This window comes from Bartonella sp. MR30HLJHH, assembly GCF_042194195.1.
GTDB lineage: Bacteria > Pseudomonadota > Alphaproteobacteria > Rhizobiales > Rhizobiaceae > Bartonella > Bartonella grahamii.
In genome coordinates this window covers 39,972-58,614 of record NZ_JBHIMO010000006.1, presented here as the reverse complement: position 1 = coordinate 58,614, position 18,643 = coordinate 39,972, and the positions used below count along the sequence as shown (strand labels likewise).

The 18,643-nt window shown below is 34.8% G+C and carries 10 protein-coding genes and 1 pseudogene; 5 read left to right on the top strand and 6 right to left on the bottom strand.

The window, feature by feature from the left end:
- Nucleotides 1–3 precede the first annotated feature (3 nt).
- The gene (locus ACFIKR_RS05090) at nucleotides 4–675 is read right to left on the bottom strand and encodes a tetratricopeptide repeat protein (protein WP_375659090.1); all 672 of its coding nucleotides are present in this window, start codon (nucleotides 673–675) and stop codon (nucleotides 4–6) included.
- A 582-nt stretch (nucleotides 676–1,257) separates the two neighbouring features.
- Complete coding sequence (locus tag ACFIKR_RS05085) at nucleotides 1,258–3,030, bottom strand: SLC13 family permease (protein WP_375659089.1); 1,773 nt, start codon at nucleotides 3,028–3,030, stop codon at nucleotides 1,258–1,260.
- Between the two features lie 378 nt (nucleotides 3,031–3,408).
- Between ACFIKR_RS05085 and ACFIKR_RS05080 the strand changes: the two genes are divergently transcribed.
- Complete coding sequence (locus ACFIKR_RS05080; RefSeq protein WP_375659088.1) at nucleotides 3,409–5,100, top strand: hypothetical protein; 1,692 nt, start codon at nucleotides 3,409–3,411, stop codon at nucleotides 5,098–5,100.
- Between the two features lie 146 nt (nucleotides 5,101–5,246).
- Nucleotides 5,247–6,605, top strand: coding sequence for a Na+/H+ antiporter NhaA (gene nhaA / locus ACFIKR_RS05075; RefSeq protein ID WP_375635794.1), 1,359 nt, complete (start codon nucleotides 5,247–5,249; stop codon nucleotides 6,603–6,605).
- 2,870 nt (nucleotides 6,606–9,475) lie between these two features.
- Here the strand turns inward: nhaA and ACFIKR_RS05070 are convergent.
- The gene (locus ACFIKR_RS05070) at nucleotides 9,476–10,732 is read right to left on the bottom strand and encodes an aspartate kinase (protein ID WP_375659087.1); all 1,257 of its coding nucleotides are present in this window, start codon (nucleotides 10,730–10,732) and stop codon (nucleotides 9,476–9,478) included.
- A gap of 189 nt (nucleotides 10,733–10,921) precedes the next feature.
- Between ACFIKR_RS05070 and ubiG the strand changes: the two genes are divergently transcribed.
- Nucleotides 10,922–11,665 carry a bifunctional 2-polyprenyl-6-hydroxyphenol methylase/3-demethylubiquinol 3-O-methyltransferase UbiG gene (gene ubiG, locus ACFIKR_RS05065; protein ID WP_375652833.1) on the top strand — a complete coding sequence of 248 codons (744 nt, stop codon included), beginning with the start codon at nucleotides 10,922–10,924 and terminating at the stop codon, nucleotides 11,663–11,665.
- A 20-nt stretch (nucleotides 11,666–11,685) separates the two neighbouring features.
- On the opposite strand, the gene grxC is transcribed toward ubiG, so the two are convergent.
- Complete coding sequence (gene grxC, locus ACFIKR_RS05060; protein WP_273787883.1) at nucleotides 11,686–11,940, bottom strand: glutaredoxin 3; 255 nt, start codon at nucleotides 11,938–11,940, stop codon at nucleotides 11,686–11,688.
- Nucleotides 11,941–11,987: 47 nt separating this feature from the next.
- The gene (locus ACFIKR_RS05055; protein ID WP_012754790.1) at nucleotides 11,988–12,773 is read right to left on the bottom strand and encodes a ComF family protein; all 786 of its coding nucleotides are present in this window, start codon (nucleotides 12,771–12,773) and stop codon (nucleotides 11,988–11,990) included.
- Between the two features lie 197 nt (nucleotides 12,774–12,970).
- Here ACFIKR_RS05055 and ACFIKR_RS05050 point away from each other — a divergent pair, with 197 nt between their 5' ends.
- Entirely contained in the window at nucleotides 12,971–13,849 is an 879-nt protein-coding gene (locus tag ACFIKR_RS05050) for a methyltransferase (protein WP_375659086.1), read from the top strand.
- A gap of 7 nt (nucleotides 13,850–13,856) precedes the next feature.
- Here ACFIKR_RS05050 and ACFIKR_RS05045 read toward each other — a convergent pair whose 3' ends face one another.
- Nucleotides 13,857–15,212, bottom strand: coding sequence for an L-cystine transporter (locus ACFIKR_RS05045; RefSeq protein ID WP_012754788.1), 1,356 nt, complete (start codon nucleotides 15,210–15,212; stop codon nucleotides 13,857–13,859).
- A gap of 823 nt (nucleotides 15,213–16,035) precedes the next feature.
- Between ACFIKR_RS05045 and ACFIKR_RS05040 the strand changes: the two are divergent.
- A pseudogene (locus ACFIKR_RS05040) lies at nucleotides 16,036–17,198 on the top strand (type ISP restriction/modification enzyme); the annotation flags it as partial.
- Nucleotides 17,199–18,643 lie beyond the last annotated feature (1,445 nt).

The window sequence follows — 18,643 nt, the reverse complement described above, 5'->3', positions numbered from 1 at the left end:
GATTTATTCCTTATTTGCCTTGCCCTCAGCTTGTATCAGCTCAAGCATTATTCGAGCCCGATCTGTTATTTTTGAACCCAAAGCACCTTTTTCAGAAATTTTCTTAAAATAATAAACCGCCTCATCCATTTTATCCGCCTTATAAGCAGCTAAACCTAAAGCCTCTCTTGCAGACATATGCATAGGATCGGTATCACTTGTCATATCTTTGATACGCTTTTCAACATCAGCTAATGTCCCTGTATCAACTAGGATATAAGCCGCCCGAATTTTTGCAACTTTCTGCAAAATCTCTGGTGCTTTCTCATCCGTTGCAACAGAATCAAAAATCTCCACTGACTTAATAATGTCACCCTTCTCCATGAGTAAAGAAGCCTCACGTAAACGAGCAAGAAAAGGATACCCCCCAAAATGAGAGGTTTTAACAGTTTCTAATTGCTTTATCGCTTTATCAAAATGACGTGTATCCGCAAAATCAAGACTTTTTACAAATGCATCACCAATATAACCGGCTTTCTTTATTTGCTGATGATGGTAAATTTGATAAGCAACTATCATGAGTATAAAAAGAATAGCTGCTCCAATAATTGAAAAACCATACCGCCTCCAAAAAGCAAGCGCCTTTTCCTGACGAAATTCTGCATTCACTTCAGCAATAAAACTATCATACGACATATATCATACCTTGAAAAAAGTTACTTTCCCTGTGCTTTTACGCATAAATGGACAAAGATGGTAGTCCTAATTAACTAAAAATCTTTAAATTGCTCGTTTATTTATTTTAAATCAACAGTAGCCAAATCAATCGGATTTTTGCAACAGTCTTAATCGAAAATGATGTAACCGCCCTGTTTGTTCACATTACAGCTTTTATATATTGTTTTGAGTCTTATAAAAAATTCACTGTTTTAATATTTATCATGATTGCCTATCATCTCAAGCGGACTTTCTCCCCATTATATAGAGAGATAATCTTTTAAAGTCTTCAACGCAATCGTTGATAATATTGGATTATAGAATTATAATAGAAAAGACAATTCTTTTAAAAACTTGAACAAAAAATAAATTTCCACGAACACCTACTAAAACCAAATAGATGAATCTTATCTGTATCAAAAATACCGAAGTACCATAATAAAAGTGTGGTATAATTTCAAATCTTCAGTTAAAGCTCTTTATACAAAATGTATCCCTTCAACTTATCTTTATACGATTAACAACCTTTTGTAATTGATCCTTAAAGTTTCTAAAAATATCCTATTGTAGGGGCCAAACCCACATAAGCATTGGAACAGCAATAATAACGATCAACACCGCCAATGGAGCACCCAAACGTGGATAATCACTAAAACGATATCCTCCTGGTGCCATCACGAGCATATTACTTTGATGTCCAATAGGTGTAAGAAACTCACAGCCCGCACCAATTGCAACAGCCATCAAAAAAGCTTCAGGCTTATAATGTAGGGAATGAGCAAAACTTGACGCAATTGGTGCTACCATCATCACTGTTGCTGCATTATTCAAAAATGGCGTGACCAACATAGCTGTCACCAACATAAGTGCTAAGGCACCAGATGGCGGGAAAAATACTGCCAATTGGCTCAGCCATTGTCCAATGAGATCCGTACATCCTGTTTTCTCTAACGCTTCACTCACTGGAATAAGAGCCGCTAATAGTACTAATATTTGGCCATCTAATGCCTGATACAGATCACGCGCGGGCAAAACGCGAAAGATAACCATTGCAGCAGCAGCAGAAAAAAAAGAAAACGCAACGGGAACAATATGAAAAGCTGTAAAAATAATTGCTATAAATAAAACAGCTAAAGAGATGAAACCATGTCGTAAATTTCCAAACACAATATTTCGTTTTGCTAGGGGCAGGCATTTCAATTCTCTTAATAAATTTGGAATAACTGCATCCTGTCCTTGCAAAACAATCACATCGCCAAGATGGAAAATAATATCATCAAGTCTTCCCCGCACCCTTTCATGTTGACGACTTAATGCAAGCAAATTTACATTATAGTGATCAAATAGGGAAAACTCTTTCGCACTAATACCAATAAGAGGTGAATTATGGGTGATGACTGCTTCAATAATATCGATGTCACTGTCCTTATCACCTGCAGCAATAGTTCGCCCCTTAGAAAACTCTAAACGAGCAGAGTTCATCACGCTATCTAACCCTGTATGCGACCCTTCCAGCAAAATAATATCATTTTCAGACAAAACAAAATCTGGTAACGGTGAAATAGATACTTTGTTTCTGATGATTTGAATCACCATAACGTCACCACTTGATGGCTTAACCAAATCAACAATATTTTTCCCTATAATCGGTGAATTTATTGGAATACGCACTTCTGCAACATAATTACGAATATCAATGGCATCATCAAATGATACACCTGAACGCACACGTACAGGCAAAAGCCAATAAAAAAAGACTAAATATACAACACCAGCCGCCGCAATAACCGCACCAACTGGTGTAAAATCAAACATAGTAAAAGGTGTTCCTGCTAAACGTTCTTGCATCGCTGAAATAACAACATTGGGAGATGTTCCTATCTGTGTCATAAGCCCCCCCAACAAAGAACCAAAGGCCATGGGCATCAAAAAGACAGAAGGAGAAACCTGAGAACGACGTGCAAACTGAAAAGCTATCGGAAGCATAATAGCCAAAGCACCAATATTTTTAACAAACATTGATAATACAACAACAGAAAGAACTAAAAAGGCTAATTGAAGACGCACAGATTTCACGTCTGGCCATATCCGTTGAATAATAAATTCCATTATACCAGAGCGCGATACAGCCGTACTGACAACAAACACACTCCCCACGATAATAACAATATCATTACTAAAACCGCTAAAAGCTTCCTTCGGACTGACAAGACCAAGAGCACAAGCTATTAATAACGTACAAATAGCAACAAGATCATAACGAAATCGATCCCAAATAAAAACAACCATCATGAGACCAATGATCGAAAAAGCCATTATTTGATTTTCTGTCATAACACTCACCTCTCCCCATTAAATTATAATGCACAAAAACATATTTTTTATGTTTTAAATATTCCTATAAACAGCAGCAAGATAAAAACAGACATCGGAATATTTTAGGGTAATTTTAAAATGATAAAAAATATGATGCGCATAAACTTACCTCTCCTTATTATGCGTTATTATGCGTTATTTTCTATAAAGAGCTGAACTCAAAGAAAATTGATAAAAGTTGATAAAGCTATATTGCAAAAAAGATGAGAATAACTCTAATATAGAGAGTAGATAATTGTTGAAACTGGTACACGCTATATTTAAACCTTTGTCGTTGCTTAAAAGAATTTATCTTCACTCTCAATTCAAAGAGTGATAAAAAGGAAAGAAGAAAGAATGGTCAATCTTAATAGTGGGTATCAAAGTAACCTCAGATATTGGCTCACTTGCATTATTGGATTTGTTGCTATCTTGGCAATTATAATTGTTGGTGGATTTTATATCGCAAAACCCTATCTTGACAGTTTTGTAAAACAAGAAATAGCCCGTCGTGGCATAAAAGCCCGAACATCTGAAGTAAGCATTCTAGGTAGAGTCAATTTGAAGAATGTGACATTACCTGTTCCAGCTGGTACATCACTTAGAATTGGTGCCATTTCTGCCCGTCCTCCCCTTTCCTTTATTCCCGGAACTTTTACATTTTATAATGTTGATTTAAAGCATAATAATATTCATGTGCAAATTCCCCAAATTTCTCTTCGGAATGTATCCTTAAAAGAAAAAGATAGAACGATAACATCACGGCTTTTACAATCAATGATGCGTATTGAGCTTTCCTCAATTATTGCTCCCAATATACAACTTTCTATAGAAAATAAAAACAACCGAATAGAAACGGTTGAAGTCAAGAATTTCCAGCTTTCTGATTTTAAAAATGGCCATATCCGTTCAGTTAGTATTAAAAATATGGATCTTAAAACAGTTGCAGTAAATGGTGCCAAACAGATGCAGCTTATGGCTAAAAGTGATACAATAAAAGCCCATGATATCGACATCAACTATGCCTATTCTATCATTTTTGGAAAAAACAATGCTCTCAACCAAGGTAAAACCGTCACTGGCCCCATTTCTCTGAATAATGTAAGTGTCGATGTTTTAGAAGAAGCGGAAAAAAGCAGTTCTTTCTTCCTCGGACAGTTTAAAACATCTGGTTTAAAAATGAAGCCGCTTGAACAAGCTCCTGAAAAATTGATCAAAGCTTATCTTAATGCAAGAAAAGAGAATAATAAAATCGCTGAAAAAATAGCACAAAATGGTCTTCTTCTAAACATACTGCTCGCCATTACCTCAGCGGATGCCAAAATTGATAATATCACCGTTGATATACCGCAGTTGAAAGCAACACTCGAATCACTCCAATTTAAACCAACCTTGTGGAAACAACCTATCCCCAAAAAGCTTTTTCTTTCTCTCAATAACCTTTCTGTTTTACCTAAAAAAATGAATGAAAAAGACTTAGAGTTCTTCAAAAATCTGAACTTTGAGCGCTTTGACATTTCAGGAAAAATTGATATTTCTTACGATGAAAAAAAACGTATGCTCCTTCTTGATGCAATGTCTTTCAATATGAGAGACGTTGGATCTGGGAACATATCAGCTAAGGTTATTGATGTTGATGAAAAGCTTTTTTCTGGTCAGCAAAATGTAATGATTGCTGCTTCTCAAGACTTTGGCATCAATGAAATTGATGTGCAATATAGGGATGCAGGTTTCATTGAGAAGCTTTTTTCTTATCTTGCGCAAAATCTTAATGACAGCCAACATGATCTTAAAAAGGAACTCTATGACGATTTCTATCTAATGATGACGCAAACCCCAAAAATGCTGCTAAAAAATCATGACGAAGCAGAAAAAATTTCAAAATCCTTAGGGGAATTTGCTAAAAATCCACAAACATTGATTATTAAAATTAAAGCAAAAGACAATAAAGGTCTCGCAATAGTTGATCTCGAATCTGCTCTACAAAATGATCTATCTAAGGCTTTAAGCAAAGTACATCTCACTATTAAAAATGAAGCGTCGCGTTAAACATTTTGTGCTTTAAATATGATGATTTTGTCTATAAATTAAGAACTTTATTCCTCTTTTTGCTTTTATATGATACAGAAGCTATCATACAAAGTCATTTACACAGAGAATATAGAATCTAAAATTGTCGATGCTTGGAGTTGTTCATGTCTGATTTATCTTCAAATCGCCTGCCTAATCGCGCTTCTCGTGTCACCAATCAAGCGCTTTCTGCGATCGAGCGTTTTCTCCATATTGAAGCTCTTAGTGGTATTGTTCTTTTATTAGCTGCTGCTGCTGCACTTATTTTTGCCAATTCTAAATATGCTGCTTTCTATGAATCTTTTTGGCATACACCTCTTGGCTTTAATTTGGGTCATTTCACTCTTTCATGGGATTTACATTTCTGGGTTAATGATGCTCTTATGACTATTTTCTTTCTCGTCGCAGGAATGGAAATTCGACGCGAAATTCATGAAGGTGCTCTTGCCGATTTTAGACAAGCAATCTTACCAATTGTTGCCGCAATAGGAGGCGTTTGTGTTCCCGCAATTATTTACTTTATCTTCAACTTTAACGAGGGGCATATACGCGGTTGGGCTGTGCCAACAGCAACAGATATTGCCTTTGCTCTAGGTATTCTTGCTCTTCTTGGAAAAAAAATTCCTTCTAATCTTCATATTATTCTTCTATCATTAGCGATTATTGACGATATTATCGCTGTTCTTATTATTGCTTTTTTCTACTCAACAAACATTGATCCTAGCGGTTTAATGATTGCAGGAGCAGGTATTGCTTTGGTGCTATTTTTTCAGTGGATCGGACTTGCATCAGCATGGCTTTACATTTTACCTGGTGCAATCATCTGGTGGGGTTTAATGGTAACAGGTGTTCACCCATCACTTGCTGGTGTAATCTTAGGAATGATGACTCCCGTTCTTCCTACCCGTACTCTTGTGGCGCCACTCACCATGCTCAGTAACGCTATGCAAATTCTTCAAGAAAAAAATACAAAAACAGATCTGCATCATATTTCAACCGCATTGAAAAAAATGCGCAAAGGACAACGGGCCATGATTGCTCCAGTAACACGCGTTCAAAAAGCGTTGCATCCATGGGTTGCATATGGTATCATGCCGGTCTTTGCCTTCGCAAATGCAGGAGTAAGTTTTGCAAACTTTGATCTTTCTTCTGACAAATCATTCTTGATTGTTTTGGGTGTTGTCATTGGTCTTTTCGTTGGTAAGCCTCTTGGTATTATCACAGCCAGTTATATAGCTGTAAAATCAGGGCTATGCCGCCTACCCCCTCATATGACATGGACAGGTGTTTTACTCATTGGTTTTTTAGCAGGAATTGGCTTTACAATGTCTATCTTTGTTTCAATGCTCGCTTTTAAAGATATTATTCTGCTTGATGCTGCAAAAATTGGGGTCCTTTGTGGCTCTGGTTTATCTGCTCTTATCGGTCTGGGATATGGATTTATTTATATTAAGCGCAATAAAGGAATTTCTCATAGTTCCTAACAAACTAACTGAAAATACATTTTTATGCAAAACTCTTAAAAAGTGATTTTGCTCATTTGTTGGATTCGGACAATATTTAATGTGAAATCCGTTGTCTCACCTTATCTTTACACTTATGAAGGAGAAAACTAATATCATCATACTATTTACTAGCTTCTAATGTCGCAATACCTTTGACACTTAAGAAGATTCATAAGGAATATTTTTATTCCTTTCTTCAATAATCTTTTATTCATACACCAACTCCACTCGTGATATACACAGGAATGATTTAATTGTTTCAATATAAAAGGCTTCATGGTTTCAGAGAAGCTGCCTTTCGTCGGGGAAATTATTCACTATAAAGAAAAAATCAATTATTATAAATCAATATCTTATGTTTAATTATAAGAAACAGATAAGAATAAGCAAAATTTCGTAATCAGTTAAGTAATTCCATGGCTTATTTTTTCCCAATAAACCACCCTCCTCGTTACTGATTTTATTGCCGGTATTCTAAAAATTTTAATTTTTATCTTCTTAAAAGGCACATTATTTTTGGGTAAAATATTCGATTTATAATGATACTTTATCATTATAAATCTTGAATGGACTCCAAATATCGTAAGATTTGCTCATTTCAAATCTGTACATGATCAATCAATCAAGACTATTCCCTTACACATCACCAGCCAAGGAGGAATATGGAGTCACATTATTTGAAGAAAGAAATAAGAATGCTTCATATCAACACAAGAGCTGTTCAACACGAAAACTAAAAATAAAATGATGACGACCAACTGACACCTTTGATCTAAGTCAAGGAGATGGTCCCCAATAAATTTTACGTTACGCCATCCACAAGCGCCGTAATGGGCTTGGGGAGAAATATTTCTTTAAAACAAGCACGTAAATTGGCAATATAATAGCGTTTTGTTTTACGTGAAAGGCATATACGATTTAAATAACCCAATAAACAAAAACGTGAACCAATATGTAATATCCATTATTTAAAAGATATTGCTGTCAATGCCTTTGAAAGTTGTAAAGCAGAATTAAAAGGAAGTTGTAAAATGGAAGCTGGTTTTCATTTTTATGGCTTTATATTCTCCCTCAATTAGGTTTTATCTCCATTTCAGAGATTACCCCAACAAATATACGCAACATCCTTTTTCCTATCTGGCATACAAAAACAGGAGTTCCTTGTAGTCCCCTTATCGGTCTCAATATATATCATCAAACGTGCATCTGCGCTGACATTAGATATTGATACAGGGAACAAAAAACAAAAGATTTATTGGGAATAACAACGTCATAAAATCACTACTCGATTGACAATGGAGAGAAAAAATATCCTCGTTTTTTATCATAGACACATCGCTTGTCTCCCTCCATGAAAGAATTAAACTTGAAGCATGCTTCCATAGGGAGCGCTCTAGTTTGCGTAATTAAATCACGAGAAAAAAGAAAACCCTAATCATTTAGACTATTCTAAAACATATGATCAGTGGAAAAATAGAGCATATATATCGCTGCTCTCCCCTTTTCCCGCTCTTAGTTGATATTTATTTTCTTTTTGTTTACAGAGTTAGCTCTATATTTCTTGATACCATAAAATACTCTTTACAGATAATTTAAAAAACAATATTTCCAAGACTTTCAAATTATACAACGCCACATTAAATACAATAAGAGTAAAATAATATTGTCATTAAAATTTTTATATATTAATCAAGTAAAATTAACACACATTGTATAAAAGATTATAGAGAAAATTTAGTAAGCTACCTCATATTTAAAAATCTTATTCTACCAGCTGTAATCTCCAGTAGAATATTTGTTGCTGGTTGTTAACATAATACCGCATAAGTACAGATACCAAAAGTTGTAAAATCAAAGACATATGCATATCAAAAAAGCTCTTTACAAATAAAAAAATCGTAAACTATCTAAAAACTATAGACTATACTACCTAATATACTTTTTTATATGGAAAAGAACTTTTAAACCATCCCTATGTACTGGTTACTCAAATGTATTATCTTATCCCTAGTGGGGAAGTATATAATGAAATGGTATAGTGGAAGATTGATAGAAGAACCAATTATTCTGCCTGGATGCACAAAAGAAACAAGTTGAAGGAGTCACTCTACCTGCAAAACACTGCAAAACTGAGATATGTAGAAAAAATTTAAGTAATGAAATCATGAAAGCAACACGCTATAACATTATCATTTAATTTTGATCTATCGTTACATGATTTTATGAAAAGTGCTTCTGAAGAGCTATAAGCCGTAAACGCATAAGATACAGTAATTTTATAACTTATAGCGCAACATAAATATTGTCTATAGAGATATATTTTTTATCGCCTCATAATACGGAAAAAATTAAATTTACAAGATATACATAAAGCCATAAGCAATCATTTGAGACAAGCTAAATATCTCTAGAAAATACATCATCAATTCCATTTTTAGTAATTCCGTTACTAATCCAATGAGCTCTAATTTCTCTAAGATTTATAATACTAAATCTGTATTCACAAGGCTGTCCCTCATGTCACATGCATCCTTTGAATAAACGCAGTGCATTTATTCCTTATTCTATTAAAGCTTATTGTGAAGTCTTCTCTATCCCTCTCTATAAGCTTTAAAACGTTTATAGACGGCATATTTTATATCCCTTCTTAAACATTTTTTACACAAGCATCTTTCTCTTGTCATATATAAGCAACCATTTTTAAATTCATCATGAACAAGTTTAAAATGAGAGAGTTTTGCTGTATTAAATATTCTATTTAAGTTAAAAATATAAATTATCCTTAACAAAAATTATTAATATATATTAAAGCTTTATGTTATTGAAACTTTGTTGAAACTAAAAAATGCTTATCCCTTATCAAGTGCATAAACAGCATGTAATGTTCTAACCGCAAGTTCAGTGTAAGCACTATCGATCAAAATAGAAATTTTAATTTCTGAGGTCGTAATTGCTTGAATGTTAATACCCTTTTCAGCCAAAGCCTTAAATGCTGTAGCGGCAACACCTGCATGGCTACGCATTCCAATACCAATCACAGATACCTTGGCAAGATCACTTTCAAATTGGAGAACATCAAATCCAATTTCTTTGCGATTCTTCTCAAGTAGTGCAACGGCTTTTTCTACATCTGATGATGGTACAGTAAAAGTCATATCAGTTTTTGAGCCATCTTCAGAAATATTTTGCACAATCATATCAACATTAATGCGCTCTTCAGCCAAGGGACCAAAAATTGCTGCCGAAATCCCTGGACGATCGGCAAGCCGACGAAGGGAAATTTGCGCTTCATCCTTAGCAAAAGCAATACCAGTAACATTTTGTTGTTCCACGATTTCATCCTCATCGCAAATAAGTGTTCCAGAAGAACTCATTGGATCCTCCATGCCTAACGCATCAGGATCCTCAAAACTTGAACGCACAAAGGTACGAACCTTATGAACCATTGCCAATTCAACAGAACGAACCTGTAAAACCTTTGCACCAAGAGAAGCCATTTCCAGCATTTCTTCAAAAGCTACTTTTGGTAAACGACGCGCTTTCGGTTCTATACGTGGATCCGTTGTATAAACACCATCTACATCCGTATAAATATCACAGCGATCAGCTTGTACAGCCGCGGCTATAGCAACAGCACTTGTATCTGATCCCCCACGCCCTAAGGTAGAAATCCGGTTATCTGGAGCTAACCCTTGAAAACCAGCAATAACGGCAACCTGACCTTCCTGAAAACACTCGATTAAAAAAGATCCATCAATATCAGTAATACGTGCACGTCCATGCGCATTGTCTGTATGAATAGGAATTTGCCAACCAAGCCATGAACGTGCATTCACACCCATTTCTTGAAGTGTCAAAGCCAACAAACCTGAAGTAATCTGTTCACCAGAAGCAACCACAACATCATATTCACGAGCATCTCTATGCTTGGAGGAAGCATCACACGTCCACTGAACAAGCTCATTGGTTTTACCAGCCATCGCAGATACGACAACTGCAACCTCATTGCCTGCATCAATCTCTCTTTTGACATGCCGTGCAACATTATGAATACATTCAATATTTGCTACAGATGTTCCACCGAATTTCATGACAATGCGCGCCATTAATAACACTCTTACCTTTACATCTCTTATCTCAAACGGTAATGAGAATTAGATGCTGTATCAACTAACCATTTTCTCGACATAGCGAATATCTATCATTTGTGCAAGTTTCATTATGATTATATTAATTTCTCTTGACTTTGTATAAAATCTACAGGACTTGATCATTAAAAATAAAAGGCAGGCAACATGATAGATGAAACACAAACAACTATTGATCAAAGTGAAATTGATCATTTTTCACGTATTGCTACAGAATGGTGGAATCCACAAGGAAAATTTCGACCTCTTCACCAATTTAACCCAACGCGCCTTGCTTACATCAGAGAAAAAATCTGTTTAGAGTTTAATCGTGACCCTTGTTCATTTACGCCCTTTGATAATTTGAAAATTCTTGATATTGGCTGTGGAGGAGGCTTGTTATGTGAACCAATGGCACGTCTTGGCGCTATGGTCGTAGGCGTTGATGCTGCACAAACAAATATTGAAGTCGCAAAAACCCATGCAGCTCAAAATGATCTTTCCATTGATTACCGCACGATGACAGCAGAAGCTCTTGCCAATGAAGGAGAAAAGTTTGATATCATCCTTAATATGGAAGTTGTTGAACATGTCGCTGATGTTAATCTCTTCATAGAAGCTACAGCAAAAATGTTGAAACCACAAGGGTTAATGTTTGTCTCAACACTCAACCGCACGTGGAAATCATGGGGGCTTGCTATTGTAGGCGCTGAATATATTCTACGTTGGCTTCCTAAAGGAACACATGATTATAAAAAATTCCTAAAACCTCTAGAACTTAAAAATTTCTTATCAAAAAACGCCCTAACTATCATTGATGAGATAGGGATTACTTATAACCCATTAAACGACAGCTGGAATCGCTCAAAAGACATGAGCGTTAACTATCTCCTTCTCGCAAAACGGTCTTAAGGATATGTAATTTACAAATATTATACGCCTTGTAATAAAGAATTGAGCTTTCCCTCAGCCTCTAAAGCATAAAGATCATCACAACCGCCAACGTGATAATCACCTATAAAAATTTGTGGAAATGTATTACGTCCATTTGCACGCTGTACCATTTCTTGGCGAAGGGATGTGGAAGCATCAATATCTGTATACTTTACGCCTTTTTTATTAAGCAAATCACGTGCTTTTGTGCAATAAGGGCAGTTAGGGCGTGTATAAATTATTATCTCTTTCATAGTATTATCCTCCAATATTTTTTAATAATATTCACTTTAAATTCCTCTTACGAGGAGGGAAAAATAGAATCTTCTTTGAGAACACGCGAAAATGTTAGCACATCAACCTGTCGTGCACCTGCATATTTTAATGCAGCAGCTGCTGCTGTAACTGTTGCACCTGTTGTAAATACATCATCAATCAGCAAAACAGAACATCCTTTGAGATATTTTTTAACCTTATGCGAAACCTTAAAAGCATTTTTTACATTAAGTTTTCTCTCTCTCGAAGAAAGACTAACCTGCGGACGGGTATGCCGACAACGAACAAGCCAACTCGGTTTTAAAAGCTTTTTTTGTGATGCTGCAATATAACGCGCAAGCTCAGCAGATTGATTATAACGTCTCTCCCAAAAACGACGAAAATGCAATGGAATGGGAATAATAACATCACAATCATCAATAACCTCGCGTCCAGCAAACATCATCCAGTTGGCCATAAATGATGCCAATTCTATATGATCACCATATTTTAAGCGCGTTACTAAAGCTCGTGCAAGCCCTTTATGAACAATAGCAGAACGGACACGTGAAAAAGGATGAGAATTACGAAGCGCTTCACCACTGAGAAAACCATCCCCCATATCACAAACAAAGGGAGTCCCCATAACAGGACAATAAGGTTTAGTGATAAATTGAAGGTCTTTCCAACATTCGGAGCAAATCGTGCCATAAGTAGAAACATTTTGCTTACATCCAGGACAAATTGGTGGATAAAGCACCGTTTTCAAGCGTTCAATGAACTTACTTAGTATATCCCCACTACTTAACGCCGCTTCTCGAAAATACAACATTATAAATTTAGGCTTTTACAAGTTTCCCTCAGAACAAAAGTTCCTTTGTATTTCCTCAATTTATAATTTTAATTCCTTTAAAAATTCTTACCTTCTATAAATTTATTTTTCTTTTATATTATAAACTTGACAGAGCTTGCACAAATAATGAACCTTTTCAAAATATATTCTTTCATAGATCGAAAGTGTTCCACAATATGTCGCATCCTTTAATTTTTGATCATAACCGCATTGAACAATTCCGAAAACGTGCCTTTCAAAAAGCAAAAAAAGGATACGACTTTTTACTCTCTCACATGGCAGAAGATCTCTATAAACGTCTTAGCACTGTTGATCGCCTCTTTACATTAGCTCTCGATTTACACAGCCATACAGACCTTGCTGCGCAAGCTTTAATGAAATCTGGAAAAGTTTGTTCCATAGAACGTATTGAGACCAATACGCTTTATCAAAGCCATGATAAAAAATTTCATTTACGTCATCGGGAATTTCTTGATTTACCTCAAAGTTACTGTGACCTTATTGTTTCACTTCTTTCATTACAATTGACCAATGATACCCCTGGTGTTCTAAGCCAGATAAAAAACACCCTTAAACCAGATGGCTTATTTCTTGCTGTTATGGCAGGAGCTGGTACATTAAGAGAATTGCGCGAAAGCCTTCTGCAAGCTGAAAGTGAAATTTATGGTGGAGCAAGCCCTAGGATCTATCCTTTTGCCGACATTCGTGATGCAGGCGCTCTTTTACAGCGTGTTGGCTTTGCCCTGCCTGTAGCAGACGTTGAAGATATCACAATACGTTATAATACAATGTTTGACCTTATGCACGATCTTAAAGCTATGGGAATGCAAAATGCACTCATCAATCGTTCACGACGCCCTGTATCCAAACGTTTTTTTCTCCGCGCAGCTGAAATCTATGCACAACGATTTAGTGATCCTGATGGACGTATTCGTGCACATTTTTCTTTCATTTGGCTCTCTGGTTGGGCTCCTCATCCCAATCAACAAAAACCCTTACAACCTGGTTCAGCGCAAATATCTCTTACAGATGTTTTACAACCCCAAAAAACATAACCTAAAATCATTTTTTAAAAATACTTTTATCTGTTGTCTGTAACATTTGACTGGTGATCGTTCCAGCTATCATTGAATCGCTCACGTTTAGAGCGGTCCGTCCCATATCAATTAGCGGTTCGATAGAGATAAGTACAGCAACCAAAGTAACAGGAAGCCCCATAATTGGTAACACAATCAATGCAGCGAAAATAGCGCCTCCCCCCACACCAGCAACACCAATAGAACTCAATGTCACAACCCCAATAAGCGTAGCAATCCAAGTAGGATCAAGAGGGTTAATACCCATAGATGGTGCAATCATGGTCGCAAGCATCGCTGGATAAAGACCAGCACAACCATTTTGTCCAATTGTTGCCCCAAAAGAAGCTGCAAAACTCGCAATGGGTTGTGGTACACCTATCCACTGTGTTTGCGCTTCAATATTCAAAGGAATACTTGCAGCACTTGAACGACTGCTAAAAGCAAATGTTAAAACAGGTAAAACCTTTTTGAAAAAACGAAAGGGATTAACCCCAGAAATACCAAGCAATACACCATGAATTCCAAAAATTAAAATAATACCGACATAAGAGGCAATGACAAAAACCAGTAAATTTAAAATATCTGCAATACGCGATATTGCTCCTACTTTCGTCATAAGTGCAAAAATACCATAAGGCGTCAAAGCAATCACAATACGGACTAACCGCATAATCCAAGCTTGTCCCACTTGAATAAATAAAAGCGCTTTTTCTCCTTTTTCTGGCTCATCTTTCTTTAAAAGAAGAACCGCTGCACCTAAAAATGACGCAAAAATAACAACACTGATAATTGACGTACGTTTAGCTCCACTCAACTCAGCAAATGGATTTTTAGGAATCATAGACAAAATCATCTTTGGTATATTCATATCTCCAAGTTTAGAAATATGACCTTCAAGAATAGCAGAAACATTTTGCCCTTCATGCACTAAACCATCGGCTGTTAATCCAAAAAAATTAATCACAAGAACACCAACCAATGCTGAAAGAGCCGTTGTAAAAAGCAATATTGAAATTGTTATTATACTCATCTTTCCAACAGCATAAACAGAATGTAAATGAGCAACTGCTGAAACAATAGAGATAAAAACCAGTGGCATAACAATCATTTGCAACAATAAGATATAGCCCTCACCAACAATGTTAAACCATTCAACGGATTTCAATAAAGTGCTTTCACCCTCTCCATAAATAAACTGCAAAACACTTCCAAAAATCAAGCCAAGGATAAGCCCTAGCATAACACGTAGTGAAAGACTCCATTGCATTCTCTTACTTTGAGAAACAAACAATAAAAAAATAACAAATAGAAATAAATTGACGAAAAAATTAAATGTCATTGTCTATGCTCACTTACTATTGTTATGATTGACGTCAATAATCTGCATAATTCAAAATCAATGCATGATATTTAAAATTAACATAAAGCTTACCAGGCTTTTACAAAATCATTATTTTTTTAATTTATAGATTAAAAGAGAATTTTTTATCTACTAATAACTGTTTAAAGAAAATAAATAAAATTATTTTCCTATTCTTTAAATTTATGCTCTCATAAAATAGTTAAAAAAGAGAAATATAAACAACATTCATTGCATCTTAATACTGAACAATTCCAGCATATCTTATCCTATCAATATCCTTACCTCTCTCTTTTTCTATTTGAACTGAAGCGAGCTTTTCAAGAAAGGATGAATTAACAATCGAACATTCATGATTTTTCTAGAAAATACACCGACAAGCTACTTTTGCTAATTTTATGGACTGCACACTCAACAGCTTTGATCAGCATTTCAAATATAATTATTTTATTGAAAATACCTTTCATAGATTCTTTCTTTGCTTTCAATGAACGCTTTTTTATTTTTCGAAATTCTTTTTATAGTCATAAAAAAGACTTTGAAAGCCACAATGCCTATTGAAAGACAATACATTGATTTATAATAAATAATTTACTGTTTTGCATATTAAATGAGAGTCCCGAATAACGTAAGATTCTCTCATTTCAAACCTGTTTATGCTTGAATCAATCAAAATCATTTTCTTGCACGTCACAAGCAGGGCTGGCGTGTGGATAAAAAATGTATAAGATAAGGAGTAGAAATACCTCTTATGAAACGTCTTAATGCAAGAGCTGTCGCAACATTGGAGGGCGGAGCTTGGGCAGGAAATATGAATAATATGCTTGCTTTCTATAATAGCGCAGTAAAACGTTTTAACGATACATATCCATATGCTAATCGAACAACACGTGCACGTGCCGTAGATAATTTTATCACTTTAGATGTAAAAAAGATAAGTTGTATTTATAATGTTAAGCAAGAACTAATAAGAGGAAAGGTTTTTGAATTTGAAGAGACAAGCCTCACGCAAAGTCCGTATCGTCCTTTTACACGACAATGACTTTACTATAATCGTATCTTCAATAATGGAGTGTATCAGATACCACGTGTATTCCCTATGGGGCAAGCCGTAGAAAATAGAGTCATAGAAGCACGAAGCGGTTTTTCTGTGTTTATAGCTAAGAATTTACCTAATCTAGATGCAATAGATACAGGCCAATGCTTTCCACGGTATCTTTATAAAAACGTTGAATCTTCTATAACTGATCATGATGAGAAATAATTCCATTTGTTTACAAATTTAATAAAGGAAAGAAAAACATCTGGTTTACAAAGGCGTGATACCATCGCTGATGAAGAATTAGCGCATTTTTTAAGCTGTTTATCCTAATGAGACCATAACTAAAGATGATCTATTCTATTACGTTTACGAATTATTGCATTCAAAGATTACCGTACTCGCTATGCTCATAATTTATGCAAAGAATTGCCTCGTATTCCTTGTGTAAAAAGCGCTGAAGATTTCTGGATATTGTGACAACAGAGTGTGAATTTGATCACTTGCACATGAATTATGAAAGTGTGGAGCCTTATCTTGTGACCTTTAAAAAAAGGGTAATCCAAAACTGACTGACATCTCTAATCCCGAAAAGTTTTATTACGTGACAGAAATGAAATTCGCAAAAATTAAAAATAGTAAGGAAAAGGATAAATCTGCTTTATTTACAACAGCAATATCATCATGACAGACATCCCTCTTGAAGCTTATGAGTATATCGTTAATGGCAACCCCACTCTTGAATGGGTTATGGAGCGTCAATGTGTAAAGACAGATAAAAAGAGTGGCATTGTTAATGATGCCAATCGCTATGCTATTGGAACCATTAGTAACCCTGCTTATCCATTAGAGTTGTTTCAAAGGATCATACTATAAATTTAGAAACAATGAAAATTATTAAGAAACTACCAAAATTAGAAGTGTGAGAAACCGAATAGACTTATGAGGTTAACACACCTCATAAAGGTCTCTTGTGTATTGCTTTAAAACGGCAGTCTATAACTTTAATCATCTTATTAAGTTTATTACCTACAATCTAAAAGGATAGCTTATCATGCGTTATTCTAAAAAAGAAGCTTTGCACTTTTAAACACTGTTATTTGGATTGCTTTTAAAAGATTATATCGTAATCTAAAATGATAGCTTTATTGTTTTGAAAAACTCTGTTGAAAAAGAGCTTTATGTATTCATTTTACTTATAGATTTTGAAGGTGTCTAAAATCTTCAAAAACCTCAAAACTAATAACCATAATGGTCTTAATAGCATTTTTTATGACTAGAACCTATCTTTTGAAATGGCTTTAAAGAATCACATGCTTTTCATAAGATATATTTAATCACTCACTAAAATGATCTATTTTGTCGGTTCAATTTGCTGACAGAAAAATGACAAAAGTCTATTAAAAGGGAGTTTGCTGACCTCTATAATTATCAGTCTCTCTTTAGATGTTTTTATAAAAGGCAATAAAGCGCATTATCATCTTTATCATTTATCTTATGAAAATGAAAAATGGTGCCATGACTATAAAAATATAATAGCTATAGAGCATGCGTGAAAAAAGCAAGTTTTCATAATCACAATACAAATGAACGCGTTGGTTATAAAGAGCGCGGTGCCTATTAAAGTTGTTCAAATTAGAGCCCCTTATAAACAAAATCTACAAAAATCATTAAAACCATTTAGTAAAAAACTGATACGTTATAAAGCTAAAAATACGCATGATGAGAGCGTTTATAAATATTATTAATGTTATAGATAATAAATAACGCAATTGTTTAATAAATTACACAATATATCTTTAAAATACATAATAAAAAATAATCAAGTAATAAGCATATAAACAATATTTACACATAATATATTTAAAAAATATAAAATTGTAAAATATTTATTTACAATAAATACGTATCGTGTTACATAAATTCTAGATATATTAGTTTATATGTTACGAAAAAGCCTTTTCCATACCTTTAAAATACTGATTGTCTTTTATGCTTTTGTTAGTATATGAGTACTTTGTCGGGTGTAGCTATGCCATACAATACCCTTTTATGGGAAATGCAACGCCACTCGTAATCTACATATCATTCAATATAATTTGAAACACAATACCAACAAAAATATCACATATACCATTGATATAACCAAATTAAATGATATCAACCGTCGTAATAGCCCCTATTCAATACCGGCCTATTTATCGAAGATAAGGAGTTAAATCACTCATGAAACGTACCGTAACATTTATTGTTTTATCTTCTCTATTGATCATTTTGTTTGCTGTATTAATATCACTTGGATATACCAAAGTGAATGATCTGAATCCGTACAACGAACTTTATCAGTCATACCTCAAATAACAACTATAGA

Excerpts from the sequence above, each read along its gene's own strand:
- nhaA (WP_375635794.1), top strand. The coding sequence starts at position 5,247 with ATGTCTGATTTATCTTCAAATCGCCTGCCTAATCGCGCTTCTCGTGTC.
- ACFIKR_RS05080 (WP_375659088.1), top strand. The coding sequence starts at position 3,409 with ATGGTCAATCTTAATAGTGGGTATCAAAGTAACCTCAGATATTGGCTC.
- ACFIKR_RS05090 (WP_375659090.1), bottom strand. The coding sequence starts at position 675 with ATGTCGTATGATAGTTTTATTGCTGAAGTGAATGCAGAATTTCGTCAG.
- ACFIKR_RS05045 (WP_012754788.1), bottom strand. The coding sequence starts at position 15,212 with ATGACATTTAATTTTTTCGTCAATTTATTTCTATTTGTTATTTTTTTA.
- grxC (WP_273787883.1), bottom strand. The coding sequence starts at position 11,940 with ATGAAAGAGATAATAATTTATACACGCCCTAACTGCCCTTATTGCACA.
- ACFIKR_RS05070 (WP_375659087.1), bottom strand. The coding sequence starts at position 10,732 with ATGGCGCGCATTGTCATGAAATTCGGTGGAACATCTGTAGCAAATATT.
- ACFIKR_RS05055 (WP_012754790.1), bottom strand. The coding sequence starts at position 12,773 with ATGTTGTATTTTCGAGAAGCGGCGTTAAGTAGTGGGGATATACTAAGT.
- ACFIKR_RS05050 (WP_375659086.1), top strand. The coding sequence starts at position 12,971 with ATGTCGCATCCTTTAATTTTTGATCATAACCGCATTGAACAATTCCGA.
- ACFIKR_RS05085 (WP_375659089.1), bottom strand. The coding sequence starts at position 3,030 with ATGACAGAAAATCAAATAATGGCTTTTTCGATCATTGGTCTCATGATG.
- ubiG (WP_375652833.1), top strand. The coding sequence starts at position 10,922 with ATGATAGATGAAACACAAACAACTATTGATCAAAGTGAAATTGATCAT.